The organism is Paraburkholderia fungorum, assembly GCF_902833645.1.
GTDB classification, from domain to species: domain Bacteria; phylum Pseudomonadota; class Gammaproteobacteria; order Burkholderiales; family Burkholderiaceae; genus Paraburkholderia; species Paraburkholderia fungorum.
The window spans coordinates 680,080-706,299 of record NZ_CADFGE010000003.1; the positions used below are offsets into that span (position 1 = coordinate 680,080).

23 protein-coding genes, 1 tRNA gene and 1 pseudogene are annotated in these 26,220 nt (G+C 59.1%); 5 read left to right on the forward strand and 20 right to left on the reverse strand.

What is annotated here, in order from left to right:
• Positions 1–52 precede the first annotated feature (52 nt).
• Positions 53–949 carry a phytanoyl-CoA dioxygenase family protein gene (locus tag HWX91_RS14150; RefSeq protein ID WP_042273746.1) on the forward strand — a complete coding sequence of 299 codons (897 nt, stop codon included), beginning with the start codon at positions 53–55 and terminating at the stop codon, positions 947–949.
• Positions 950–1,048: 99 nt separating this feature from the next.
• Here the strand turns inward: HWX91_RS14150 and HWX91_RS14155 are convergent, their stop codons facing one another.
• The 8 genes from HWX91_RS14155 to HWX91_RS14190 all read right to left on the reverse strand — a co-directional run bounded on the left by HWX91_RS14155 (position 1,049) and on the right by HWX91_RS14190 (position 11,397).
• Positions 1,049–1,978, reverse strand: a complete 930-nt coding sequence (locus HWX91_RS14155; RefSeq protein WP_042273748.1) for an MBL fold metallo-hydrolase — start codon at positions 1,976–1,978, stop codon at positions 1,049–1,051.
• Between the two features lie 27 nt (positions 1,979–2,005).
• Positions 2,006–2,770 carry an SDR family oxidoreductase gene (locus HWX91_RS14160; protein WP_028194322.1) on the reverse strand — a complete coding sequence of 255 codons (765 nt, stop codon included), beginning with the start codon at positions 2,768–2,770 and terminating at the stop codon, positions 2,006–2,008.
• Positions 2,771–2,781: 11 nt separating this feature from the next.
• The gene (locus tag HWX91_RS14165; protein WP_375792406.1) at positions 2,782–4,227 is read right to left on the reverse strand and encodes an NAD(P)/FAD-dependent oxidoreductase; all 1,446 of its coding nucleotides are present in this window, start codon (positions 4,225–4,227) and stop codon (positions 2,782–2,784) included.
• Positions 4,228–4,266: 39 nt separating this feature from the next.
• Complete coding sequence (locus HWX91_RS14170) at positions 4,267–5,232, reverse strand: WD40/YVTN/BNR-like repeat-containing protein (protein WP_028194324.1); 966 nt, start codon at positions 5,230–5,232, stop codon at positions 4,267–4,269.
• Positions 5,233–5,262: 30 nt separating this feature from the next.
• The gene (locus HWX91_RS14175; RefSeq protein WP_028194325.1) at positions 5,263–7,623 is read right to left on the reverse strand and encodes an efflux RND transporter permease subunit; all 2,361 of its coding nucleotides are present in this window, start codon (positions 7,621–7,623) and stop codon (positions 5,263–5,265) included.
• A 62-nt stretch (positions 7,624–7,685) separates the two neighbouring features.
• Positions 7,686–9,515, reverse strand: coding sequence for a DUF1302 domain-containing protein (locus tag HWX91_RS14180; RefSeq protein ID WP_028194326.1), 1,830 nt, complete (start codon positions 9,513–9,515; stop codon positions 7,686–7,688).
• A gap of 76 nt (positions 9,516–9,591) precedes the next feature.
• Entirely contained in the window at positions 9,592–10,956 is a 1,365-nt protein-coding gene (locus HWX91_RS14185) for a DUF1329 domain-containing protein (RefSeq protein ID WP_028194327.1), read from the reverse strand.
• Between the two features lie 27 nt (positions 10,957–10,983).
• Positions 10,984–11,397, reverse strand: coding sequence for a RidA family protein (locus tag HWX91_RS14190; protein WP_028194328.1), 414 nt, complete (start codon positions 11,395–11,397; stop codon positions 10,984–10,986).
• Positions 11,398–12,216: 819 nt separating this feature from the next.
• On the opposite strand from HWX91_RS14190, the gene HWX91_RS14195 reads away from it, so the two are divergent.
• From HWX91_RS14195 to HWX91_RS14210, 4 genes are all read left to right on the forward strand, one after another.
• Positions 12,217–13,350, forward strand: a complete 1,134-nt coding sequence (locus HWX91_RS14195) for an MFS transporter (protein WP_028194329.1) — start codon at positions 12,217–12,219, stop codon at positions 13,348–13,350.
• A gap of 441 nt (positions 13,351–13,791) precedes the next feature.
• Positions 13,792–14,622, forward strand: coding sequence for a phytanoyl-CoA dioxygenase family protein (locus HWX91_RS14200; RefSeq protein ID WP_028194330.1), 831 nt, complete (start codon positions 13,792–13,794; stop codon positions 14,620–14,622).
• Positions 14,623–14,806: 184 nt separating this feature from the next.
• Complete coding sequence (locus HWX91_RS14205; protein WP_042273755.1) at positions 14,807–15,523, forward strand: TetR/AcrR family transcriptional regulator; 717 nt, start codon at positions 14,807–14,809, stop codon at positions 15,521–15,523.
• A gap of 379 nt (positions 15,524–15,902) precedes the next feature.
• Positions 15,903–17,240, forward strand: a complete 1,338-nt coding sequence (locus HWX91_RS14210; RefSeq protein WP_244144070.1) for a flavin monoamine oxidase family protein — start codon at positions 15,903–15,905, stop codon at positions 17,238–17,240.
• A gap of 22 nt (positions 17,241–17,262) precedes the next feature.
• Here the strand turns inward: HWX91_RS14210 and HWX91_RS14215 are convergent, their stop codons facing one another.
• From HWX91_RS14215 to HWX91_RS14270, 12 genes and pseudogenes are all read right to left on the reverse strand, one after another.
• Positions 17,263–17,427, reverse strand: a complete 165-nt coding sequence (locus tag HWX91_RS14215) for a hypothetical protein (RefSeq protein ID WP_156034498.1) — start codon at positions 17,425–17,427, stop codon at positions 17,263–17,265.
• Complete coding sequence (locus HWX91_RS14220) at positions 17,417–18,124, reverse strand: nucleotide-binding protein (RefSeq protein ID WP_028194332.1); 708 nt, start codon at positions 18,122–18,124, stop codon at positions 17,417–17,419. The genes HWX91_RS14215 and HWX91_RS14220 overlap by 11 nt, the downstream gene beginning before the upstream one ends.
• A gap of 10 nt (positions 18,125–18,134) precedes the next feature.
• Positions 18,135–18,587 carry a hypothetical protein gene (locus HWX91_RS14225; RefSeq protein ID WP_081832917.1) on the reverse strand — a complete coding sequence of 151 codons (453 nt, stop codon included), beginning with the start codon at positions 18,585–18,587 and terminating at the stop codon, positions 18,135–18,137.
• A 770-nt stretch (positions 18,588–19,357) separates the two neighbouring features.
• Positions 19,358–20,581, reverse strand: a pseudogene (locus tag HWX91_RS14230) (tyrosine-type recombinase/integrase).
• 172 nt (positions 20,582–20,753) lie between these two features.
• Positions 20,754–20,838: transfer RNA gene (locus HWX91_RS14235), tRNA-Leu, on the reverse strand.
• Positions 20,839–21,046: 208 nt separating this feature from the next.
• Positions 21,047–21,373 (reverse strand): HAMP domain-containing protein, encoded by a 327-nt coding sequence (locus HWX91_RS14240; protein ID WP_028194334.1) that lies wholly within the window; start codon positions 21,371–21,373, stop codon positions 21,047–21,049.
• A gap of 81 nt (positions 21,374–21,454) precedes the next feature.
• The gene (locus HWX91_RS14245) at positions 21,455–21,592 is read right to left on the reverse strand and encodes a hypothetical protein (protein ID WP_156034499.1); all 138 of its coding nucleotides are present in this window, start codon (positions 21,590–21,592) and stop codon (positions 21,455–21,457) included.
• A gap of 44 nt (positions 21,593–21,636) precedes the next feature.
• Positions 21,637–21,948: a high-potential iron-sulfur protein gene (locus tag HWX91_RS14250; RefSeq protein ID WP_028194335.1), complete on the reverse strand. Its 312-nt coding sequence runs from the start codon at positions 21,946–21,948 to the stop codon at positions 21,637–21,639.
• Between the two features lie 104 nt (positions 21,949–22,052).
• On the reverse strand, positions 22,053–23,462 hold the full coding sequence (locus HWX91_RS14255) for an NAD(P)(+) transhydrogenase (Re/Si-specific) subunit beta (RefSeq protein ID WP_028194336.1): 1,410 nt from the start codon (positions 23,460–23,462) through the stop codon (positions 22,053–22,055).
• A gap of 10 nt (positions 23,463–23,472) precedes the next feature.
• A complete protein-coding gene (locus HWX91_RS14260; protein WP_028194337.1) occupies positions 23,473–25,062 on the reverse strand; it encodes a Re/Si-specific NAD(P)(+) transhydrogenase subunit alpha in 1,590 nt (529 codons plus the stop codon).
• Positions 25,063–25,152: 90 nt separating this feature from the next.
• Positions 25,153–25,449: an EthD family reductase gene (locus HWX91_RS14265; RefSeq protein WP_028194338.1), complete on the reverse strand. Its 297-nt coding sequence runs from the start codon at positions 25,447–25,449 to the stop codon at positions 25,153–25,155.
• 36 nt (positions 25,450–25,485) lie between these two features.
• Entirely contained in the window at positions 25,486–26,220 is a 735-nt protein-coding gene (locus HWX91_RS14270; protein ID WP_028194339.1) for a hypothetical protein, read from the reverse strand.

Sequence of the window (26,220 nt, forward strand, 5' to 3'; positions counted from 1 at the left end):
AGTTTCGCTCGAACTTCGAATTAATCGTAAGTATTCTTAAATAGGTAATCCAATGGTAGAGCTATCGAGACTTTCTGGCCTCACGGCCACCCAGGAAGACGTCATCGCCGTCCTGGAGCGCGACGGCGGTGTCATCATCGAGGACTTCCTCTCGAGCGAGGACCTCGCCGGCATCAAAGCAGACCTGTTTCCGCTCATCGAACAGCAAGCGGCTGGCAGGGACAACTTTTCCGGCAGCCACACGCGACGACTGTCGCGCCTCTTCGCCCACACACGTCGTCTGGCGAAAATGGCTACCCATCCGCTGTACCTGCCCGTGGCTGAGCACTTCCTTTGCAGGCCGCGCGACGTCTGGGTTGGCGATAATCGCCTCTCGCTTACGGCCGGAGTTCGTATCGGCGTAACGCAAGCCATCCAGATCGGGCCCGGTCAGGCCGCCCAACCGCTACACCGCGACGACACTGCTTTCATGTGGCGCCATCCAACAGGAGGCCGGGAAGGTCGTGTGCAGATCATGTGCGCGGCCACCGACTTCAGCGCCGAGAATGGCGGCACCCTCGTCATTCCGGGCAGCCATGTCTGGGACGACGATCGCAAACCGGACCTGTCCGAGGCTTGTCCGACAGTCATGAAGGCTGGCTCGGCGCTGATCTTCCTTGGATCGACCTATCACGCAGGCGGTGCAAATCGCACGCAGTCGGAATATCGGACTGCGGTGGGCATGGCGCTCGACGCCGCCAATGTCCGTCAGGAAGAAAACATGTACCTCTCGCTAACCCCCGAAGAGGTCGCGAGCTACCCTGAGCAGATCCAACGGCTCCTCGGCTGGTCCGCGGGAGATAACCACATGGGATGGGTCGAGGTCGACGGGCAGATGATCGATCCGATCCAGTTGTTGGGAAATCTGGATCGTGCGGCGATCAAGGGTGTTGGCGCCAACCGTCATTGAAGGGCGGCGCGATGGCTTGCTCGACTTCACGATGCCCGCATCGTGAAGTCGCCTTCATCGGATCGCGGCGCCTTCTGGGTCGCCGCCTGTCGCGATACGTCATCCGGGGCTGTAGACACCACGCTCATCAACCTTGACCCGCCCGTCCGCCACCATCTCAGCAAGGTGCTGCAGAATCGTACGCGTTTCGGCAGACACTGCCCAAGGGCTCTCGTAGCCTCGCGGGTACAACACCCGGAGCTCGACCAACTGATCCAAAGTTTTGGGCGACTCGCTCAGGTACGCCAGCAGGCGCTGCTCGCGCTTATCGAGTTTCGCCGTAAAGGCCGCAAGATCGCTCAAGAAGTGCGCTCGATCCATATAGACGCCGCGGTGATGCGACGTCACCCATATCTTCGCTGGAATATCCGGCAACCGCGCGAGGCTGCGGCGAAAATCGTGCAAGCTTGAACAGGCATCGCCATAGTACGGACCAAAACCGGTCAAATCGATGTCACCGATAAACGCCACGCCTTCCGGTTCAACTAGCAGAACACAGTGGCCCGCAGTGTGACCGGGCATGTGGAACGTGCGAATCTTCGCCTTGCCCAATTCCCACGTTGCGCCATCCACATAGCCCACCGCGTCCGGCCGCGGCGCATAGAAGAAGTTACGCTCAAGCATGGTCAGCATTGCCGACATATCCCTCGTCGGATTGCCATACGCGGTAACCATGCCGTCCCAACTGCGGATCGTCGCCAGATCGGCCTCGTGCACGTGGACAGACGCGCAAGGAATGCGATGCAGGCCGGCCATATGGTCTTCGTGCACGTGTCCCATGACCACCAGTTCAGTCGTGTCGAATTCAGGGCCGATGTAGTTTGAAACAATGGGCGTATCGAAGGCCGCGCGAATGTCCGATCCGCGGATAAGTACCTGATTTCCGTCAGGGTATTTCCCGCTCTTCTCGCCGAACAGAACCGACACGCAGCCAAAGTCGACGCGCGCGATGGGTAGATTGGCAGCCGGCTGGTCCGAAATGTTGCTCATGTCGATCGGTTCCTTTACTCGGTATCTCTAGACGGTCAGGCCGCCGTCGACCACGATGCACTCGCCGTTCGTGTAGCTGGACGCGTCCGATACCAGATACAAAACAGCACCCGCCATCTCCTTCGGCTCGGCATGTCGGCGCAACGGGATTCCGCTTACCAGGCGCTCGACGCGCTCCGGGTCTTCGAACAGCGCCCCGGCGAATTTCGTCCTGGTGAAGCCGGGCAGCAATGCATTCACGCGAATGCCGAACGGGCCGCACTCCTTCGCGAAGGCCTTCGTCATGTTTACGACCGCTGCCTTGGTTATCGAGTAGATTCCCTGCCTGTCACCCGGTTGTAGGGCATTGACCGACGCGGTATTGACGATCGTGCCACCGCCCTGCGCTTTCATCATCTTCCCGGCCTCGATCGACATGAAGAAGTATCCGCGTATATTGACTTCGACGGTCTTGTTGAACGCACCGAGGTCCGTATCGAGAATATGCCCGAAATAGGGGTTAGCGGCCGCATTGTTGACCAGAATATCCAAACGCCCGAATTTTCCCTGGATATGTTCGAACGCTGATGCAATATCGTCCATCTTTCCGACGTGACAGGCAAACGCCTCGGCGCTGCCTCCCGACCTGGCGATTTCGTCGGCGACTGTCTTGCAATCTTCGATCTTGCGACTCGACACTATGACGTGCGCGCCCTGCGCCGCGAGCAAGCGGGCAATTTCTTCCCCGATCCCACGGCTCGCGCCGGTCACCAATGCAATCCTGCCAGTCAGGTCGAACAAATCAGATTTCATCTACCATGCCTCTATTTGTCGGTTAGTCTTTCCGGGGCGGCGGCAGCACGTGCCGCGCGGTTAACTTTCTCGTCCATCCGTCCCAGCATGGACATCACGCCGTTGACCGCACACCACCGCAGCGGTTCCGGCAGCGTGGATGGGGGTTCGTGGCGCAGTCCGACCAGCAATGGATGCTCGGTACCGCGAATCCGCTCAGCAAGCAAACGGCCAATGAAAGACTGCGCACCCACGCCATGCCCCGAACATCCAGCCGTGTAGAAAACGTTCTGCCTTTCACCGGTTGCGCCGACGACCGGCAACGCGTCGCCAGCGACGCTTATGTAGCCACTCCAGCACGCGCGGATGGCAAGATCCCTCAGCGTGGGGAAACGTTCGTGCAATGCCGTCAGTAGCGCACGATATGCCGCGTTGTCCGGCACGTTTGGCGTGCGTGAGCCAAATGCATAGCGAACGCGCTTGGTCGTGGTAACCAGCGTGTTACGCGCTGTCAAACGATGGCTTTCCATCTTGCGGTGTGCAGTGACAATGCCTTCCCGGTTGGGCCAGCCCAGAGCCACCAGTTGTTTCGCCGAAAGCGGCTCGGTCTCGATTGCGGAAACGCGCATCGGTATCACCTTGTCTGCAAGCAGGCCGAGTCGCGGGGTATAGGCGTTGGTGGCAAGCACCATGATCGGCGCGGTCGCCTTGCCACGCGCGGTCTGTACCTCAACGAGGCGGCCCGTGGTCCAGGACAGCACTTCCGTGTTTTCGTATAGCCTTACGCCGGCCTGGAGCGCCGCACTCCGCAACCCCATGACGTACTTGCCCGGATCCAGCGTACCGCCACGGTTGATGTAGCTACCGAATAGAAACGCGGGCGGAACTCCCCGTGCGCGCATCCCGGACTGATCCAGAAATTCCGACTCGATCCCGAATTTCTCTGCAATCCGAATGTTCTCTCGAATATTCGCTTCATGAGATGGATGAATGCCCGCGCGGATTATCCCTGACTGGACGTAGTCGCAGTCGATGTCATGTTCGCCCAGCATTCGTTCGACGTGGTCAACGCCCGACTCCAGATAGTCGACTATCTTCTGCGTCTGTTCATGACCAATGCGCCTGAGAAAGAGATCAAACTTGGCTCCCGATCCACCAGCGAGGTAGCCCGCGTTGCGCCCACTTGCACCAAAACCCGCGAACTCGCGTTCAATAACGACAACGTTCGCGCCATGTTTTGCAAGCTCCAGTGCCGTATTCAGGCCGGCAAAACCCGCGCCGACGACGATCACATCCGCACGCACGCCGCCATCGAGTTCCTGTTGCATGTCCGATGGCCTTTCCACCCAGCCGCCGAGCGTGCGATATTTTTCGAGAGCCGAATCGATCTGGGTTCTCGAAGTGGATTCAGCACGCGGGCTGTTGACGAAGTTGGGGTTGGCCATTGCGACATGGCCAACGTTCGGTTCTTTAACCATGGTTTACGCACTCATGTTAAGTCTGAAGTTGAAACCGTCTCATCGCGCCAGCAGGACACCGTCTTGCGAGAACAAGATCGGCTGCCCGGAAGTGTTGGTCAGGACTGCGGTCAACGTCGCCCGATCGGTGCGCTGAGAGACTTCAGGCGATCCTCCAGTCGCGCTCTGCCTGAGCATCAATCCGTCCAGTCCAACGCCTATCAGTCGATCACCGTCTGAGGCGAGGTCAGTTATCGAGCTTTTCGTTCCCGAATTCACCGAAGACCACGTCACCCCTCCATTGCGGCTTTCGAACATGCAGCCGAGTAAGCCGGCCACAACAATGCGGCCGTCCGGCAACACAACGCCCGACCACAATGAGCCCTTGCCCCCGGTCGCCGTATAGGCCCAGTTCGAGCCGCCGTCGGTCGACTTCAGTACCGCTCCCTGCTCGGAGACGATATAAAGCGCGCCCTGGCGATCGGAAAAGATGTGGTAAAGGTTGCGGTCCGCCTTGCCGCCTCCCGGTGGCTTTGGCAGCGCCACCTTGGTCCACGTCTTGCCACCGTCGTGCGTCGACAGCATCAGCGACCACAAACCCACGGCTATGCCATTCCGCGGACTTGTAAAGATCACCGAGAAGAGCGGTTGATCGACCACGGCATCCATCCGCTGCCTGCTCCAGGTTTCCCCGCCATCGCTCGTTGCGAGAATCACGCCCCATTGGCCGACTGCCCAGCCGTGCTGAGCGTCTGTGAATGTGACGGCCGACAGCGTCGCCGATACCGGCACATGCCGGGCCTGGCGATATGTATGCCCGTCGTCGTCCGACAGAAGAATGACGCCGTGCTCACCCACGGCGACAATACGGTTACCTGCGCGCGTGGCGTCCATCAGCATCTTGTGCGTGGGGTCAGCCCAGGCGTGCGCCGGCATTGCGCTCCATTCGCCGACGGTCCCAGGGGCTTCTGCAAAAGCAGCCGCAGCGGCACAAAGCGCGGCGCAGGCAACAAGTGTCTTGATCATGGCGGAGTCTCCGAAAAGTGCTCGCGGATTTCAGTGACTGAACAGACCCGGCGCGCGCGCCGGCTTGCTGCGCGGGAACCAGCGTTCAAGCGCTGACGCCAATGCAGGCAGTGCCGTCATCGCCATCAGCAGATTGACGAGGAACATGAACGCCAGCAGCTTGCCCATGTCAGCCTGGAACTTCAGCGCCGAGAAACTCCACGTCGCGACGCCGATCGCCAGCGTGATCGCGGTGAAGATCGTCGCCACGCCGACTTCGAGCATCGCGTGTTGCACCGCTTTCACGATGTGCTGGCCACTAGCGAGATGCACCTGCAGGCGGTTGTAGATATAAAACGCGTAGTCGACGCCGATCCCCACAGCAAGCACCATCACCGGCAGGGTCGCGACCGTCAGCCCAATCTGCAATTCCTTCATGAACCAGTAGCCAATGAACGTCGCTACCGAAAGCGGCACGCAGCACGCCAGCATCGCGCGCCAGTCGCGGTAAGCGAGGAACACGAGGATCATGATTGCGGCGTACACATACAGCATCATCGGCAATTCGCTTTTTGCCACTTCGTCGTTGGTCGCGGCGAGTACGCCCGCATTACCTGCCGCGAGGCACACCGCGATGCCAGGGAACGCGTGCGACGCGCGGTATTGCTTCACGTCGTCGAGAATCCGGTTGATCGTTGTCGCCTTGTGATCGGTCAGAAACAGGTGCACCGCGGTCATGCTGCAGTCGTCTTTCATGAATCCCTTCACGCGCCCCACGTCGACCGAAACCGCCCCATAGTTTTCCGGATCGATGGGGATGACATTCATCTTCGGATAGTCTTCGTTGTAGCCTTGGTTATACGCGCGCAGCATCGACGAATACGACTGCACCGACGCGACGCCGGGTTCGGTTCGCATTGCGGCCGAAAAGTCGTCTTCGTACAACCCGACTGCCGGGTTGTCGCACGCCTTGCCGCTCGACTCGATCGCAACCGTGAGCCAGTCGAGGCCCATGTCGTAGTTGTGCGCGATCGACGTCGCGTCGCGGTTGAAGCGCGCATCGGCGCGCAGTTCCGGCGCGCCCGGCTGCAACGTGCCGATTACCCGGTCGCGGCTTTGCCAGGCGGCGAGCCCGAAAATCAGAACGGTCAAGACAAGCGTGAGACCGGCATACTTCGGTTCGGCCACCCGCGCCAGCACGCGCAGCGGCTTGGCCCGCCGCTGGGCGCGCTTCAACGAGTTGTCCGCGTACGCCTTCGAGAAATGGAAGCACGACGCAGCAACCGGCAAAAGGATCAGGTTCGTCACGATCTTGAAGGCAACACCCAGCGACGCCGTGATCGCCAGCTCGCGCACCATTGGAATTGGGATCAGCAACAGTGTGATGAACGATACGAGTGCCGTTACGAGCGCCAGCACACCGGGCACCAGCAAACCGCTAAAGCTATGACGAGCCGCGACAAACGAACTATGTCCATGCGCAATCTCGCGTACGATGAAGTTGACCTGCTGCACGCCATGCGACACACCGATCGCGAACACCAGGAACGGCACAAGCACCGCAAGCGGATCGAGACCGAAGCCCAACAGTTTCAACGTGCCGAACTGCCAGACTAGCGATGTCAGCGAGCACGCAATCAGCAGCACTGTGAAGCGGATCGAATGACTGTACCAGTAGACCGCGACTGCGGTGAGCAGAAGCGCGATGCCGCAGAAGCCGAGCACCGCGGTCGCACCGTCGGCAATGTCGCCGATCTGCTTGGCGAAGCCGATGATCTGCACTTCGTAGCCGGCATCCTCGAACGGCTTGCGAATCTTCGCTTCGAGCAGACGATTGAACGTCACGTAATCGAGCACCTGCCCGCTGCGATCACGCTCATTCAATTCGGCCGTGATCATCGCGCTGTCTTCGTTGTGCGAGACGAGCGTGCCGACATAACCACCGAGGGTCGTCGCGCGGCGAATCCCTTTGACGATTTCGGGTGTCAGCTGATCGGGCGTGACATTGCCGGCGATGATCGGCTCCGCGCGAAACCCTTCGTCAGTAATTTCGTTGACGAACGCGTTCGGCGTCCACAGCGACCGGACGCCGCCCCGGTCCACGTTCGGAAGATACGTGACCGCCTGAGTCACGTTATACAGCCGCGTCAGGCCCTCTTTCGTCCAGATCGCCCCTCGTCGCGCCTTCACAACGACCGTGATACGGTTAGCACCGAGCAGGTCGTTCCGATACTTCTGGAACGTCTGGATGTATTCGTGGCCGATCGGCATCTGCTTCTCGAAACCGGCGTCCATACGCAACTGCACCGCAAACACAGCCATCACGACAGTAAACAAGCCAATCGCACCAAGCACCATCGCGCGATGGCCGAAGAAATACTGTTCCAGACTGCTGACTAGACGATTTAACACGGCATTACCCCTTCAAGTCTTTCGACGGCGCAGAACGTGCGCCGTCCCTCACTGCGAGTGCGTCAAAAGTTCCGAGTGACGAACATTCCGACAAAATTCCGGTCTGAGTACGGATTGCCGACCGTGTTATGTCCGCCCCAGAACAGCGTGTAATTGATGCCCGCCTGCCAGACGGTGGGGTTCTGGTTGAACAGCACGTAGAGATTGAGCGACTTCGCACCCTGCAGGTAGTTCGCGCTGAGGGTCGGCGTGTAGCCGTAGAGACCGTCCGCAAACGTGACGCCTGGCGTCACCTGCCAGCCAGGGATCAGCGTGCCGTCATAGGTCCAGTTGAAATCGATCGTCGCGCCCACCGAACTCGACGTGCCCTGTGCCGCGGCAATCGGGTAGCCTAGGCCGGACCCATTATCCAGCCAGGTCAGATAGCCCGCCTGCGGCAGCTGCGTGACCTGCTGCCCGTTTATCGATCGCGTGACGCCACTAGAATTCAGGCCCGGGTAGTAGATCCACGTGAGTTCCCACGTCAGAGCCGCCGCGTCCGCGCCAATCAACTTCAGAAACGGATACTCGCTGCGCGTGAGGGCCAGGATGCCATTGATGTCGTACTGCAACTTCTTCATGTCGGCCCACTGCTGGCAGTTGACTCCAGCGACGCCGTTGGTGTTCAGGTCGGGCGGCCCGCCAGCGCCGTAGCAGCTCGACAACGCCACGGCATCATGAGGCCGGTACGACAACTCCGTACCGATTGCCCAGTTACCGATACCGAAGTTTGCGCTGGCGCCGAAGAGCTGACGGTTCTGCAGGTATGACCAGTTCAACGTCCCATTGGCCAGCGACGAGAGCACCGGGGACTTGTCCGTATAGTTTTCGTAGTAGAACGCGAAATTCGCATCGAACGAACGCGGCGCATAGTTGAACTTCAAGCCGAACTGCGGCTTGTATTTTGACGGCGCCTGCCATGAGACAGGAATCCCGATATCGTTCCAGGGTGGGCCTGCGTACGCGCCGTTGACAAGGCCCGTGTTGATCCCGTTGAGCACGTTCTGATTGCCGCTGCTCGGCCCGGCGATCGTTCCGGCACTGGGACCCGCGACGTTGAAATTGTTTGTGTTGATCGTAGCGGGATCAGTCCCGCGCCCGAGGATGTTCGTGGTCGACCAGAACGAACCGACCGGCGGATAGCGGTTGCCGTTCCACTGGAACTGGTAATAGTCCTCGGTGCTGAGTCCGTGTCCTAGATCCGTGGCAAAACTCAGCATCGGTGCAGGCAATAACGCCTGCTTGAGCTGCGTGCCTGGAATCAACAGCTTCTGGATATCGAGCGAGTTGGTCGCATTGATGCCGCCGCTCGCAAAGATGCTTTCGCCCCAGTTGACCACCTGGTTGCCCAACCGTACATGAGCGTTCTGCCCGTTGATCGTGAAATCCTTCTCGCCCCACAAATCGAGCAACTGCGCGTTGTAGACGACCTGTGCCGCGGCGGCGCTCGACAGTGGCGTTCTGTTCGTGTCGCCCGCAAGAAAGTCATACATCCCAGTGCCGCGAACCATAAACTTGAGGCCTTCGCTCGGCATGGTCAGCAGCAACTCGCTGGTGGCGCTCACGTATGTGCTGAACGGCTGGCCCTTACGGTAGTTCAGATCGCCATCGTCGCCGAAGCCCCATTGATTCGTGTTGGCCGCAGCACCACAGCCGAACGAATTCGGATCACCCGTCAGGGAACAACTCGGACTCTTCGTCCGGATCCCTGCGCCCGCCGTAATGTTGCTTACCAATGAGCCCGTCAGGTCATTGATTCCCGTCGTAAAATCGTAGCCGTAGGCATTCGATGCCACAGCCGCAAACACGGCCATTGAAATGGTAGTACATCTAAATGTATTAATCTTTCTCATCGCGTCTCCCCTGCCTGCGCCAAATGCGAACGTGCGTCACCCGCGCAGGCCCGCCCCGCTCCCTACACAACGATCTTCAACGCTCGCTGACTGACTTCAACGACTCCGACGTGAAAAAGTCGGCCTTGAACCGCGGATCGTTAATCTGCTCGTACCACCGGATATCTTTGCCTTGACCAATCGTTGATTGATCGAAAACGTAACGTCCATCGATCAGGTCGTACTGCACGAATGGCTGGGTATCGCAGGCGCCGCCGAGTTCATACACCGGGATCGGGTAGCTTTCACGCACTTTCCACAATTTGCCCTGCGTGTCGTAGTCCTCGCCGACGAGCGCAAGCCAGCTATCCTCGTCCAGATAGAAAACCTTCTTCGAATCGACGTGGCGTGCGTTGGGCTTGAGCGTTGCCTCGACGACCCAGACACGGTGCGTTTCGTAGCGCCGGTTGTCTGCCGCAATGCCGTCCGCCGTCGCCACGTCGTGCAGCTTGTCCTTGAACTTGTACATGCCAAATGAGTTGTACGGCACGATCATTTCGCGCTTACCGACAAGTTTCCAGTTGAACCGGTCGATGGGCCCGAAGAACATATCGGCTTCATCCATCAGGTATTGATTCTCCGTGCCGATAACCGGCGCATCGTGCATATACGCCGGCATCCGTCTCACGCGACGCTGCCCGGGGAAGTAATAGTATGTTTCCGGATCTTTATCGAAATATTGCCGCTGGACAAAAGCCTGGCCGGCCAACGCCGCCGGCGACTGGATCGAATAGAAGGCGCCCTGAATGAGTTGATCGATGTCTTGCGGCTTCGTCGTACCTGGCTTGCCCCAAGGTAGATACACAAGCTGCGGGGCGTTTGCATCGTTCCATTCGGTGCTACCCGGGCGCGGGGAAACGACAGTCGCCATCAACGGCCATTCGTAGCCTTCCCCGCGATATCGGATCAGGTAGTTCCACATCGCTTCGGCGCCATTTTTCGGCTGTGGAAACGGCACGGCGGGAAGAATCGCGTTCTGCACGTTGTCGCCGCTCGCATCGAGCTTTGCCGCAGTGAGATTCGCTGTCGAGTTCTGTTGAACGAAGTCCGGCAACTGGCATTCGCGATGCGACGGGTATACGTCCATCCGGTAGCCCTTCTTCTGCTTGATCAGCTGGATCTGGCCCGGCGAAAGCATCGCAGCGTACTTGTCGACATTCGATGCGTCGATCGAGTACAGGGGTTTCTCGTTACGATGCTTCCAGAAATCGCCGCGAAATTTTCCGTACGCCCATCCGGAGTCCTGCGACTGTCTTCCGACGTAGGCCGGCACGGCACCGTCCTTGCTCGCCGCACGGTCGCCACCTTCCGGCGTGAGATCTTCCGCCGCAACGGAAGTACCGACTACGAGGGATACAGCTACCGCGATGACAGAGATTGCTCTGAATTTGTACGCGCTCATCTTGTCCTCCTTACGATTTCAACCGAATTAGCGGCCGCCCGAACCGATGACTGCCACCGCCCGGATTTCAATGCAGAATTCGGCACGAGCGAGCTCCGTCACCCCTACCGCCGTCCATGCCGGATAGTTGTCCGGAAAGTACTCATCCTTCACCGCAACAAAGGCGCCAATGTCGCGCCGCATCTGCGTGTGAAACGTATTCAATTCGACGACGTCCGCCAGCACCGCCCCCGCTTCCTCGAGCACACACTTCAACGACTCGAACGCAAATCGGGCTTGCTCCGTCATGTCCATGCCCACTCTCCCTTCACTGTCGGTGCCGACCTGACCCGAAACCCAGATGAGGTCGCCTACCCCGGTTGCAGGGGAATAGTGAAAATTCTCGTATCTCGACCGGAACGAAGACGGAATGATCGATTGCCGAATATCAGTTGATTTCATGAGACAGGTCGCCTTACTCAAAAATTTGAAGGAAACAGGGTGTTCGAAGGTAGCGGATCGGCAGTCGAGGTCATCGCCAAGGAAATAACACTCTAGCGTTCTGCAAACATTGATTAGTCATCCGTACTTATACCGATACATCACTGGCAGTTCACTCATGCCGGCCGACGTAGCCTCCCTCCAGTCGCGCTCACCTCTCTTGTGTCGACGCCGGACCCGAAGCCCGAGGGAAAACCCGAGTCAGGTCTTTGCTTGCGCTCCCGCATGAGCGTCCGCGTCCATCTGCGGGTCCCACGCAACGCTGGTCTGAATATCCTCTGCGTGATGCGGTTGACTTCGATCGATCCAGTCGATGCCCCTCATGCGTGAAGGCAATATCGCATAAACAAATAATTTACACAATGCCTGTTATCACAACACTTGTTTTTGTAAACATTGGAGCAAATCGCTACCGTCGCTCCCGCCGTACAAGCGGGTTTCGGCGGTAGCGTCCCGAGCCAACAAGGCTAACGAATGGCCCTGCGCTCGGGACTTTCCCCTAGCTCACAGGTTCCATCTTGTTATTTATTTTGTCAGTCGTTAGCATAAATCCGTACTGACTTCATGCAGCAGTGGGGACCTGACCCGGTAAGCGCGAGGTCCACGCCGACGTTACGGCATGCCTACATCGAGAACCAGCACCATCGTCAGATGGAACAAAGGGCAGTCATCATGCACACTTCGGAGAATCGAGTGACAAGGATTCCGCACGCATCTCACACGCCAGATCGGCTGGCATGTCTCGGCGCCGGCTGGTTATGGTCATTAGGCATTCTGATTATGAATGTCCTTCCCGTGGTCTTTCAGTCTTTGCATCGGAGCGGCGGGCTCGGTGAAGACCTCCTGGGCACATTGGGCACGGCATTGGTTTTAGGCTGGGGGATCAGTTCGGCAAGCGGTCCGATCTGGGTGTATCGATTGAATGCCAGAGGCGTAACTCTTGCAGGACTGTTGGTGTCCGCTTTCGGGATATTGGGCATCACCTTTGTCGCAGGCGAAACAGATCAGATTTACTGGTGGTTCGTGGTGGGACTGGCGGGGGGCTGCATTGCAACACCCTCCTTTACGTCGCTCGGATTCTCGGAAAACCCGTTGCGCGCATACAGCCTCGCGTCGTTCGCATCACTCGTTCTGGCGGCCGCTGCTTCGTTCGCTCTGCCACTATTCGTAGTGCCGCACTTTGGCGATAGAGGTCTGCTGGTAGCGCTGGCTCTGATTTTTTTTGCATCTGCGCCCTGCGCTTGGACACTACCCAGACTCCGCGGACGAACCCATACACCCCCCCACGCTTTCGCCGATACTCCGAAGAAGGGAAAGCGCGCTGGTGCGTTGACAGCACCGATTCTTGCTGCTTTCTCCGGCGCCATCTTCATGGGCGTCTTCATGGGGGGCGTTTACACGTTCATCGATTCGCTCGCTGCTGCTGTTGGCATCACCGCACAGACCGTTGATCCGATCATTGCGATCGGCCTGGTCACGTCGATGATTGGCTCTATCGTTCCAGCAATCGTGGGCGCTCGAATAAATACCACAATCGTGATGGGTATTTCTTCCGCCTTCGTCGTTCTGACCTATCCCATGATGATGAGCCACTCTGTCACGGCCTTCAGCTTCGGCTTCATCGTGCACGGGATCTTTGGGGTGCTGGGGTACACATATTCTCTCGGAATAGTCCGGCGCCTCGACTTCACGGACCGCCTCTACATCGCCTATCCCGCACTGCAATCACTCGCCCTCGCTGTCGAGACCTCCTTCGCCGGCTACCTGCTGACACACTTCTCGGCGAGAATGCTGTTTGGCACGTCCGCGGTGCTGATTGGCGCCTCCTGGCTGCTCCTCGTGATAGCAGAAGGCATGGCCGCCAGAAGTGGACGCTCGAAGGCGGATGTGCTTGGCGAAGCGTCGAGAGTTTGATTCATGTGCCGCTTCGGCGGCTTCGCGCGGAGCTACAACGGCTCCGCCGCATGTGCCCGTCAAAGTCCGTCCGGGACTTTCGCGTCACCTTCGCGCCCAGGCCGCATGTGAAAGCGGCCTTGAGTAAGGCGCAGCCTGATTTCAGCCGGCAAAGCTAGCGCCCCCCCGGCAAGCTGGTCTCCCCTCTCTCTGCGATCTCAATGTCTGTCTGAATCAGGCGCAGACGCATCTTCCCGCGCCTCGACAGCATGCATGGCTTTTCATGTGACGGCAACCGGACCGGGAAAGCATCAATACGCCCCCATGAGTCGTGACGACAGTATTTATCGCGACATACATTATAAAAACACATGTTGTGTAAATATAATTTGTCGTCTACAGTAATCCAAGTCGCGAAGACAAGCGTTCGCCACCCTAGGAAGAAGGAGACTCGCAATGCCGATCAGTCAGTCCCAACGAGACGCGCTCTACAACGATGGAGCCGTACTTATCGAGAAGTGCCTCAATGAAACCCAACTGACCGAGTGCTACGACGCACTCAAGTGGGCAGTCGCGAACCCGAGCCCGAACGTATTCCGCGGCCTCGACGGAACTGCGCTGCAAACCCACATCGACAACTGCAACCTGCTCGCGAAAGACAAGCTTGATGATCTGGTCATGACGCTGCCATTCGGAAGGCTGTTCCAGGATCTGTGGAACTCGGAACATGTCTGGTACTTTGCGGAGGAGATATTCATTAAGGAAGGTGGAAAGAGTGGTCGCGGGCCATGGCACCAGGATACGGCGAACCTCCCATGGGCTGGTGAACACTGGGGGAACGCCTGGATTACATTCGAATCCATTCCGAAGCAGAACTCGCTCGAGATCATCCGCGGCTCACACCATGGCATCCAGTACGACGGGGCCAGCTTCAGGAACGCCGAAGATCCCACCGATCCGCTCTACGGCGATGGATCTTTCCCTCGTCTGCCGCATATTGACAGGGACCTTGCAGAAGACCCCGATTCGTGGGATGTGCTGTCATGGCCTATCACGCCCGGCGATGTGCTGTTGCTTCACCCCCGCTCGCTTCACGGCGGGGCACCGGTCGATTCCAACTGCCCGAACCGCCACACGCTGGTTCTTCGCTTCTTTGGCGACGACGCCCAATTCCGCCCGCTTCCCGAATCGAATCCCCACTATGCTCGCAATGGTCCCTTTTTCAAGGACGAGATGGCCAGACTCAATCCGGGTGATCCGTTCCGCGCTTCTGTTTTCCGCCAACTCGTCTAAACGCCGGTTCGCGATCTGTTGAGCAAAGGACCGTCGCGCTCGCTACGCCTCGGGACAGGTAACGGAACACGGGTCCTAAGGTGTGGCAACAGAAATGTGCCTTCGCATTTAACTGCATTACAATGCGTTTAAATGTGATGCCATACGGAATGCATCGCAGCTCAAACCACTCCACCTCCTTTCTATGGCCCGAACCGTCGCCTCCCAAACTCGCCAAGACCGCCCGGCCGGCACTGGCCAGGCCCCAACAGCAGGTCGCAGAGGGCGACCGGTCGGTGATCACAAAATAAAGCGCGACAACCTGCTGGCCGCTGCGGCTGCGGTGATCGCGCGAGAAGGCTACGCGGGCACATCCTTGCGGAAAATCGCAGTCGAGGCAGGCTGCACCACAGGCGCTTTGAGCTACTACTTCGAAGACAAGGACGAAATTGTCAAAGCGCTCGTGGAGAGTTCATTCGATCTGTTTGACACGATTCTGGAGTCTACCGAAACGCCGATAGATGTCAGAACGACTCTGGAACGATGGATTAGTTGGCATACCGCGAAAGATCGGGACCCTCGGCTCGTGCAGTTTCAACTGTTAGGCCAGGCGAAATACGAACCCGTGGTCGCCGCGGTCATTCATCGGCGTTACTCCCAGTATCGCCTCAAGCTGACGGCGATAGTCGCGAGTGACCAGAATCGGGGCGTAATCCGAGACGACATTCCTGCGGATATCATCGCAGATCAAGTCTGTGCACTCGGTGATGGCTGGTCGGTGATGCTCCCGGTCGAGCCGGAGCGTTTCAAGCCGCGTCGGCTCAAGGCGCTTTCGAATGCCTTCTTTACCTTGCTTAGTCCGCCTCAGCCGGCCGGCGAAACGAAGGAACCAATCCACGCGGCGCCACGCCGCCCGAAGTAAACGAACCTGCCAATCCGTCAGTTGCTCAGGCGACTGGCGCGGACTGCCGGAGCAACGGGCAGCGGCCCCGCAATTGAAGAATATCCTGACTTACGGGTCGATACGGGCCAGCGCCTTGTTCTGCCTCGCGCCAGATCGACTGTCTCCGTCACTGACTCCCCAGATAGTACTCACCTCCGCATATATTCAATAGTGCGAATCACTATGGTGCGGGCACGAATCGCACGTTAACTGCCCGCCACGCCCGGCTTGCAACATGCCATCGGGCTTCTCGCTTTGGTCGATAGCGACGATCTGCTGCTTAACTCTAGGTAGCCGTGGATCCTGCACGCCACATTTTAAATAACATATGTTGCGTAAATTTAAATGACTGGCTATAGTGAGCTCAATCGCGCAGACTCACGAGAAAATTTTCATGATAGATTCGTACGATGTTGCAGTGATTGGTGCCGGATTCGCAGGTATAACTGCAGCCCGTGACCTCAGCATGGCAGGCCACTCGGTTGTGCTGCTCGAAGCACGCGATCGCGTCGGCGGTCGAACCTACCTGAGTGAAGCATTCGGCCGGCAACTGGATATGGGTGGCACTTACACGCATTGGACCAAGCCGCATGTCTGGTGTGAACTTAAGCGCTACGGCATTGGCCTGGTATCACCGCTGTCAATCGCCAAATCCTACTGGCTCGTTGACGGTGTGGTGCACTCGGGGACCCCCGCTGATTTTGCACAACTGACTGAGCCACTACTCAAGCAATGTTTTGCCGACGCCCGGTTGCACTTCTCACAACCGGGCAACATCGCAGCAGCCGACGTCAGCGCAATCGAGAAGCAAACCATCGGCAACCGTATTGATTCGCTGAATCTTTCGACGCATGATCGTGATCTTCTGATCAACGTCATGGCAACGCTCGTCGGCTCAGAGAGCGAACAAGGGCTGGCACAGTTTCTATTCTGGTGTGCGACCTATTTCGGCAACTGGACCGCTTTTAGTGAATCAGGTGGTTGCTGGCCCATCGAGGGTGGAACGAGGGGTTTGCTCGATGCCATGACCGCCGACTCAAAAGCCGAACTATGCCTGTCCACACCGGTTGCGGCAATTGAAGACCACGGACAAGAAGTCACGGTGACGACCCGCGACGGGCAGCGTATCCGGGCGCAACACGTCGTTGTGGCGCTGCCTCTAAACACGTTGAGCGATGTGTCCATCAAACCGCCGCTGCCCCAGCCGGTGCGGACCATGATCGAGCAGAAGCATGCGATCAAGCCCAGCAAGATCTGGGTGCGGGTCAAGGGCGAAATCGAGACTTTTCTTGCCCATGCCCCAGTCGGGAAACATCCCATCAATACCGCGCGCACCGAATATCGCCATGATGGCGACACATTGATTGTTTGTTTCTGCTCCGATGCGTCTACGCTCGACGGCGGTGACCGCGAGGCAGTGCAGCACGCGCTGCGGACGTTCGTGCCGGATATCGAAGTGATAGAGACAGCCTGGCATGACTGGGCGAGCGATCCTTATGCAAAGGGCGGCTGGGTTCATCACCGCCCTGGCAATCTCACCCAGGTGGTTCCGCAGATGAGAAAGCCTCACGGCCGCATCCATTTCGCGGGCGGAGACTTTGCCGCAATCGGCGTCGGAGGCATTGAAGGCGCCATCGAAACCGGTGCCCAGGCTGCGGTGGATATTACTCGCTCATTGAACGGAATCAGTCATTGATTCCCAGGCGGTGCCCGGCCTTCTACGCGGGCGCCAGAAACGCCGTCACTTGCAGGGCGACATCTTCAAGCTCGTTGTCGATGCATATCATGTGATAGCTGTCGCCAAGTACGGCGAGACGAGCCTTGGGGTCGTCATGTTCGCGATTCACCCGGGGGTCGACCGACCTCGACGGCCTATTGCTCATGAACCGTCCGGTCAACGCCGATGACCTGCGAAAACATCGCGTCGCACAACTCCCGCCAACGAAAGAGCTCCGCGCGCTGCCCGATATGCATGGTCTGCGCCGCCTTGCGGATCGAGATACGCTGACTACGCAACTCGTCTGCAACGCGATCCGCCAGATCGGGGAAATCCAGCGACCGGCCCTTCATCTCGATCGACCGGCGAAGCTGCGATTCCTGATACAGCGTGAATTTGTCGGGTTTGCCGAAGTAACCGTTACGAACCACATGCGTCACCGTATCCGGGAACGTCTGCCCGAAGATGTGCAACAACTCCAGACTGTCGCGTTGCCGGTTGATCACCCAGAACACCACAAGCTGCCGCCCGAGTTCTGCAGGCGTGCGGGCCAGCGTTCCGCCGTACCGTGTCACGCCCGTCTGATTGCGCGCCGCCGTGTTGACAATAGCGGCTGCCCCACGATGCTCAGCGCAGAAGTTGACGAACCCGATCCAGCCATCCGCGTCATCGAGGTCATAGGGGGAACACTTCATGTCATCCCGAAGCGCTTTCATGACATCCGGATTCGACGTATCGGTTTCGAGCAGCATGGCGTGGATATCATGCCGCTGCAGGTAATCGGCCAGAGCGAGGGTCACCATGCTTTTCCCGACACCGCCCTTGCTACCGCCGACCAGATAAATGGGTTCCGTCATGTCCATGCTCGCCCTCCTAGAGATTTTCAATATCAGGCCGGATCTCAAACGCGAACGTGTCCTGACCCTGCATTGGTCCCGGCTGATTTACTCCCCTCCCCCGTTGCTGTCCTGCATCGCCATGCGCGTTGCCCATCCGCTTTGCGGTTTTCTTTCGACCCGACGATGAATTCCCCGCATGCCTTTCTTGTGGGCCGGTTGCTTCGGACGCTGTATCCAAACGCGCTGGACGATACAGCGCATATTTGACGGCGCCAATGCTGACGTCGAGCCCTTTGCGTCCAGCCTCCTGGACGATCTCTTCGAGCGTATAACCCTTCACCTGAGTCGCAGCGATATGCGCGCGGATTTCCTTCATCGCATCGCTGACACTGACGCGTTGCTGGTTCCGAGGCTTTTCCGGCAATGCATCCAGTGCGTGGACAAATTCATCCCACCGCTCCCTCGTATAGGTCTTTGCAACCGGCACGATTCGCTCCCGTACACCGCCTTCGGGACCATCATGCGAATCGGGAATCGACGCGTCAACCCCCTCGTAAGGATGACTCTGGACATCCGGATGTCCCCGGACGACATTGGACGCTCTCGGAACAAAAAATATTTTTTTGATGTTTTGCGCGAGCAGCAGACTGGAACAACCTGGGCTGCGGAATCGGAGGGGGGGACTCGACAAACTACCGCATGAGGCGCGCAACCACTCGCTACACACGTCACGCAACGGCGATCTCTGAAGTCCCAACCGTTCCAGGACGCCTGACGCACCTGAGCGTCGGTACGAACAGACTTTGTTGGGCACTGCTACAGACCGGTTATATGCACGTCGCAAACTGACACACATGACCTTGCAGACACGGAGTGGCAACCTCTCAGACTCGGAGCACACTTCGATGTGACGCCTGGTACTGCGCCGAACAAACTCGTCACAGGAGCTTCGCGAACTGCAGTCCCCCAGTGAACAGACTCATCGCGTCGATCTCGCGACCTCGCCCAACGTAGTGGTCAGAATGGACCCTATATGCTTGCGGATTTTCAGCAGGAGACAAACGGAATCGCACGCATGACCTCGCAGACTCAACAGGTAGACCTCGCGGAAAACGACGAAATGCTTGCCAAAAAACGATGTTGCAAATGGGATGGCAGGAAAGGCTACCGCCGGTTTTGGGCGCCATGGCCTCGCCATGAAGATCTGACAGTGCGCACTCATCTTTCTCTAGCGACCGCGAGTCTTTCCCGCTGCAATTATCTTGCAGGCCCCGTGGCTCCGATAGGAATAACTTCCGCTCCGACCTTGAGCCTGTCCAGATAGTCGGCCCACGCCTGCATCATCGCGCGGCGCTCCTTGATGAACTTCGTCCGGTTATACGCCGCACCAAGGTTGTCGGGTACTGTATGCGCAAGCTGATGCTCAATCACTTCCGGCTTCTGCTCAAGTTCCTCGTGCAGTATTGTGCGCGCCATCGCCCGGAATCCGTGTCCGGTAATTTCTGTACGGGTGTCGTAGCCGAGCCGCCGCAGCGCCGCATTGATTGCAGCGTCGCTCATGGGGCGGTTCCGGTCGCGCGTGCCGGGGAACACGTAAGGGCTGTTGCTGGTTAGCGCTTGCAACTCTCGAAGGATTGCCACTGCCTGAGTCGCAAGCGGCACAAGGTGCTCTGTCTTTGTCTTGGTAACGAGATAGCGCCATTCCCTTTTGTTCGGGTCAAACTGCGACCACCTGGCCTGCCGCAATTCGCCGGGTCTCACGAAAAGCATCGGAGCCAACTTCAGCGCACAAAGGACCGAAAAGGTACCTGAGAAACCGTCGAAGGCTCTAAGCATCTCCCCCACCTTCGTTGGCTCGGTAATGCGGCAAAGTGCGTGGTTTGGGACGGCGGGATTGCACCCAGAAGGTCGCGTGCCGGGTCAGCCCTGCAATACCCCTCCTTGATTGCGTAGCGGAATATACGACTGATCTCGCTCCGTACACGATGAGCCGTGAAGCGCGCCCCTCGACTATCGATGCGCTTCAGGACCGTCAGAATCTCGGGCGCGTCAATTTCAGCGATGGGACGCCTGCCGAGCCATGGAAACACGTCACTCTTGAACCGTGCAAGCGTCTTCTGATACTGGCCAATTTCCACATAGGTCTTGCGCTCATCCATCCAGCCATGCGCAACCACCTCAAACGAATTGGCAGCGGCAAGTCGCACCGCCCGCTTTTCGAGTCGCTTCGCCAGGATCAATCCCGGCAGCCAGTTTCTCACGCACGTCATCGCGCTTCTTACGCGCAGCCGCCAGCGACACATCAGGGTACACGCAAAGCGCGAGCATCTTGTCCTTCCCCGCGAAGCGGTAGTTCATGCGCCAGTATTTCGAGCCCGACTTATCGATCTGCAAATACATACGTCCGCTGTCAGACAAACGGTTACCCGCACCATCGGGATTGAATCGAGCGTTCCTGACTTGCTTGTCGGTAAGCGGCATGATGGTATCTCCCGAGCGAGCCGGCAGAAATTCGGACAGATACCACCAAAAATACCACCGTATATCGTCGGCTGCACGCAGACGTTGCCAGACCTTCCAGGAACAAAAAAACCACAGAGCCTTAGGGCGCGGCGACTTTGCGGATTTCAGCGGAACTTGTTGGACTACTTCCTGGTGCCGGGGACCGGACTCGAACCGGCAAGCCGTGAAGCGGCGGATTTTAAGTCCGCTATGTTTACCAATTTCATCACCCCGGCAGGGTAGAAACGCATGTGGACGCGAATTCAGTTCTACCGCAGCGGCAAGGCGGATAGCGCCGAGCTCGCGACGGCAAACCCGCGGCCTGGCGGACCTGATCCGCATTGCGTCGAACTGACAGGATCAGCTCACTCAGGCTCGCCGCAGTCTCTTTGAGCGACTCGGTTTGCCGGCTCGCGCCGGAGGACAAATCCGCGCTGCCTTCGGCTATCTGGACCGATGCGCACTGGATCGCATCGCTTGATCCCTTGATCGTATGTACCGTCCCGGAAGATGCCCATCCATCGTTTGCAGCGCATTGACCAACTGTGCGAACTCGGCATGCAGGCTCATGCCCTCGGCATTGCCCAGCCGGCCTTCGGCGATTTGCCGTGCAACGTCGAGCGCAGCCTTAAGCGACGTCGCGATCGCCCAACGCAGCCAAACCGAAGCAGTCGTGGCCACGACGATGCCAAGGCCGATCGCACCTGGCACGGTCCATCGCAACGCTTCGAACGTCGCGTTGCCGCGCTCCGCCAATTGCCGCGCCTGCATGGCGCTCAGCGCAACGTCGCGGCCGATTGCGTCCGGAAGGCGGCCAATACCTTCGCTACCCGGTCGGCCAGTCGGCGCTCATCAGCCGTCGCGACCTTCACGGGATAGTAGCCTCGCCAGGCCGCGCAGGCCCATTATGCCGACCTCCACCATCAACGCCACGCAGACGCCAAGCGTCAGCATGACCTTGAAACGAATCGTCCCGGCAAAAGCGCTCATACGGCCAGCCTTCTTATCACAGATTTTCGATACGCGAAATTGCTTCAGGCTTTCTTGCTATACGCGCTGCACCAGCCCTTGCCAGCGACCTGCTTGCCCCCGAACATTGGGCAAGGAGCGAACGCGTCGCCCGTCTTGCCCTGATAGAACGTGCAGTTGCCGCAAATCTGGCCAGAGGCATACTTTGCGTATTTCGCCTTGTCAACTTTGGTCGCATTCGATTTGTAACCGAGTGCCTGCGCCGTAGCGTCGGCGTCGGACATTTTCGGAGAATCGGCGAACGCAAGACGCGTGAGCGCAAGACTCGAAGCCACACCGGCGGTCGTGATCATAAAAGTACGGCGGGATTTTTTCATTCAGGTCATCCTTATGGTGGAATGGGCGTGCCGATAAGGCACACCGTGATAACAAAAACCCATGGTTTGAGAAGTAGCTTTCGCTGTCGGCCACATCGCAGTGTTCAGGCTTTCAGCGCTCCAAAGATCTCGCTCAACATCGCCTTCGCGTCGCCGAACAACATGCGGTTGTTGTCCCTGTAGAAAAGCGGGTTGTCGACGCCGGCATATCCGGAAGCCATGCTGCGCTTCATCACAATCGACGTCTTCGCCTTCCAGACCTCCAGCACCGGCATGCCGGCGATAGGACTCGCCGGATCCTCCTGCGCCGCCGGGTTCACAATATCGTTCGCGCCGATGACCATCGAAACATCCGCCTCTGGAAAATCGGCGTTGATTTCGTCCATCTCCAGCACGATGTTGTAGGGCACCTTCGCTTCGGCCAGCAGCACGTTCATATGGCCCGGCATGCGGCCGGCCACCGGGTGAATCGCGAAGCGCACATCAACGCCCTTCTCGCGCAGCAGCCTGGTGAGTTCGCGCACCGTGTGCTGGGCCTGCGCCACGGCCATGCTGTAGCCGGGAACGATAATCACACGCTTCGCGTCGCGCAACAGTTCGGCGGTTTCGGCTGAACTCACCGCCACCACCTCGCCGGCCGGCTGCGCGCCGCCTACCGCAGCGGGCGCGCCGCTGGCGGTACCGAATCCACCCGCGATTACGCTGATGAAGTTACGGTTCATCGCACGGCACATGATGTACGAGAGAATCGCTCCCGACGAGCCCACCAGCGCACCTACCACGATCAGCAGGTCGTTGCCGAGCATGAAGCCCGTGGCTGCAGCCGCCCAGCCGGAATAACTGTTGAGCATCGACACGACCACAGGCATGTCGGCCCCACCGATGGCCATCACCATGTGCACGCCGAACAGCAGCGCGATCGCTGTCATTACGACGAGCGGCGTCATGCCATCCTGAATGCTGTCCGCATGAAGAAACGCGTGACCGGACACGATCACCGCGAACAGCGCAGCCAGGTTGAGCCCATGCCGAGCCGGCAGCAGCAGCGGCTTGCCGCCGAGCTTGCCCGAGAGCTTGCCGAACGCGATGATCGAACCCGCGAACGTGACCGATCCGATCAGGATGCCTATGTAAATTTCCATTTCGTGAATGGCCTTCTCCGACCCTGCGAATTGGAACGAGGTGTCGACATAGTTGGCAAATCCCACCAGGCAGGCAGCCAGACCGACGAGGCTGTGCATCACAGCCACCAGCTCGGGCATCTGCGTCATCTGTACCTTTCTCGCAGCGACCATGCCGACAGCACCGCCAACGACCAGCGCGCCGACGACATACGGAATGCCCGCAGTCGAAACGCCGGGCCCGAGTATGGTGGCCAGCACGGCAACGGCCATGCCGGTAATGCCGAGCAGGTTGCCGCGGCGCGCGGTTTCGGGATTGGCAAGACCGCCGAGGCTGAGGATGAAGAGAATCGCAGCGCCGATATAGGAAACGGTAGTCAGGTTTGAAGTCATGCTTGTCTGCTCATTTACGGAACATGGCCAGCATGCGCCGCGTGACCGCGAAGCCGCCGAACATATTGACGGCCGTGAGCGTCAGCGCGCCCACCGCAAGATCCAGGATCAGCCCGGATGGCCGGTCGCCCATGGCCCTGTCCAGCGGCGGCGCGACTTGCACGAGCGCACCGATGGCAATAATCGACGAGATCGCGTTGGTCACGCTCATCAGAGGCGTGTGCAGCGACGGCGTGACGTTCCAGATCACCATGTAGCCGACGAAGCACGTCAGCGCAAACACTGTGAAGTGCGAAAGGAACGCTGTTGGCGCGTATAGCCCCACCGCCAGGAAAGCCAGCGCCCCCAAGGCGAACACAATGGCCAGTGACCTGGCCGACATCGGCGCGCCCGCGCCGTGGCCCTTCTTCGGTGCGGTTGTCGCGACAGCAGCGGCCGGCTGGGGTTTGGGCACGCCGGTCGGCTGTTTGACCGGCGGTGGCGGCCAGGTGATGTCGCCGTCCTTGATGACCGTCAGGCCGCGGATGGCGTCGTCGTCCATATCGACGTGGATCGTGCCAGCCTTGCTCTTGCACAGTTCCTCGACGACGCGCAGCAGGTTGTTCGCATAGAGCGTGGACGACTGCCTCGCCAGACGCGACGCGAGATCCGTATACCCGATGATGGTGACGCCGTGACGCACCACGGCCTCGCCGGGCACGGTGAGTTCGCAGTTGCCGCCTTGTTCGGCCGCCATGTCCACGATCACGCTGCCCGGATTCATGGACTGCACCATTTCGGCAGTGATGAGCTTCGGAGCCGGCTTGCCGGGAATCAGCGCCGTAGTGATGATGATGTCCGCCTCTCTCGCCTGCTGGGCGTACATCGCGCGCTGCGCCTGCTGGAAGCCCTCGCTCATAACCCTGGCGTAGCCACCCCCGCCCGAGCCCTCCTCGTCGTAGCCGACTTTGACGAACTCGCCGCCCAGCGACTTGACCTGGTCAGCCGCTTCGGCACGCGTGTCGTTGGCCCGCACGATCGCTCCCAGGCTGGCCGCAGTGCCAATTGCAGCGAGGCCCGCCACACCCGCTCCGGCGATGAACACCCTGGCGGGCAGCACCTTGCCGGCGGCGGTGACCTGACCGCCCAGGAACCGGCCGAACGCATGCGCGGCTTCGATCACCGCGCGATAGCCGCTGATGCCAGCCATCGACGTCAGCGCGTCCATCTTCTGCGCTCGCGATAGCGTGCGCGGCAACGAATCGATCGCCAGCACGGTGGCCTGTTTGGCGGCCAACTGTTGCATCAGTTCGGGGTTCTGGGCCGGCCACACAAAACCAATCAGCACGCTGCCCTCGCGCATCAGGGCCACTTCTTCGCTACTCGGGGGGCGCACCTTGAAAACGATATCGCTGCGGGCCCAGAGTTCGGCAGCCGATGCCACGACTTCAGCACCGGCAGCACGATAGGAGTCGTCGTCAAAATTCGCGGCGGCGCCGGCACCGCTTTGCACGGCTGCCTGGAACCCCAGTTTGATCAATTTCTCGACCACCTCGGGCACGGTCGCTACGCGCCGCTCGCCGGTGGCAGCTTCCATAGGAATGCCAATCAGTAATGTCATAATTGAAATTGATTGTTCAAATGGATATCGGGCATCGCAACGATTGCGGGCGTGGCGGCAACGGCGAAGTCACACCGGCCGCACGACCGGTCAGTCGCCCGAGCAGAAAATCGTCGGTGTGATGTTGGTGAAGTTCTTCACGTCCCCCATCACCTCGGCGGTTTTAGCGGATGAAAGTGCCGTATCGATTCCGATCTGATCGCTGAAACGCAGTATCGCCACGCATGCGAATGGTTGCGACTCCGATGATGGAAACAGGACCTCCGCCGATCGCAGACCGAACCCGCTCCACGCCGAGCGGACAAGCGGCGCATGGGTCGAAAGGTAATACTCTCGGTCAAAACTGCCGCCTTCAGCACTCGGGTAGCTCACGATCAGGGTAGTCATATTCGGTTCCGTGTTGAAATATCTTTGGGAATGGACTCAGGTGGCCGCGCCAGTGCCTTGCAAGCGCGCCGGCACCGTTCGAGCACGGCGCAGCAACTGCCAGCCGAACAACAGCATCCACAACGGCAAAACCAGCACGACGACCATCTCGCTCGCATTCGAAAGCGCGTCGAGATCCGGGAAAATGCCAAACAGGAAGAAGAGCCCGAAAGCCCAACCGACGATCTTCAGCAGAATCGATCCCTTCCAGCCCGCGTTCTTCAGCACGTTGGCGGCGATAGGCGTCCAGAAGAGCACGAGCGGGCCCTCGATCCACCAGAGGCCGTTTTGCGTCGCATTGGCTATCGCCGTCCATACCGCTGCCGCTGCGTTTCTTGTGGCATCGTCGCCGCCCGCGTAAAGATGAGCCAGTGGGTGAAGGATCGCAAACTGCATGACGGCGCCGGTCACGCCCACCATGACGTACAACACGACAGCCATCGCCACCATGTTGCCGAGCGCGCCCAGTTCCTCACGAAATACGTGCATAAAGTATCCGCCGATGACGAGGAACGGCAGATAGAACCCGAGCGTATCGGCAACCATGCACCAGCGGAACAGGTCCCGGGTGTCGGGTGGCAAGGCCAGCATCGATGCGCCGTGCAATACCATATCCGCGTCCGAGCCGGTCACGGCGACCGACAGCCCAACGTTCGCATACGCCAGAAGGCCGCCGATGATGGCGCTCCAGGCCGTGAAGCGCATTACCTTGCGCGAGGTCTGATTCATCAT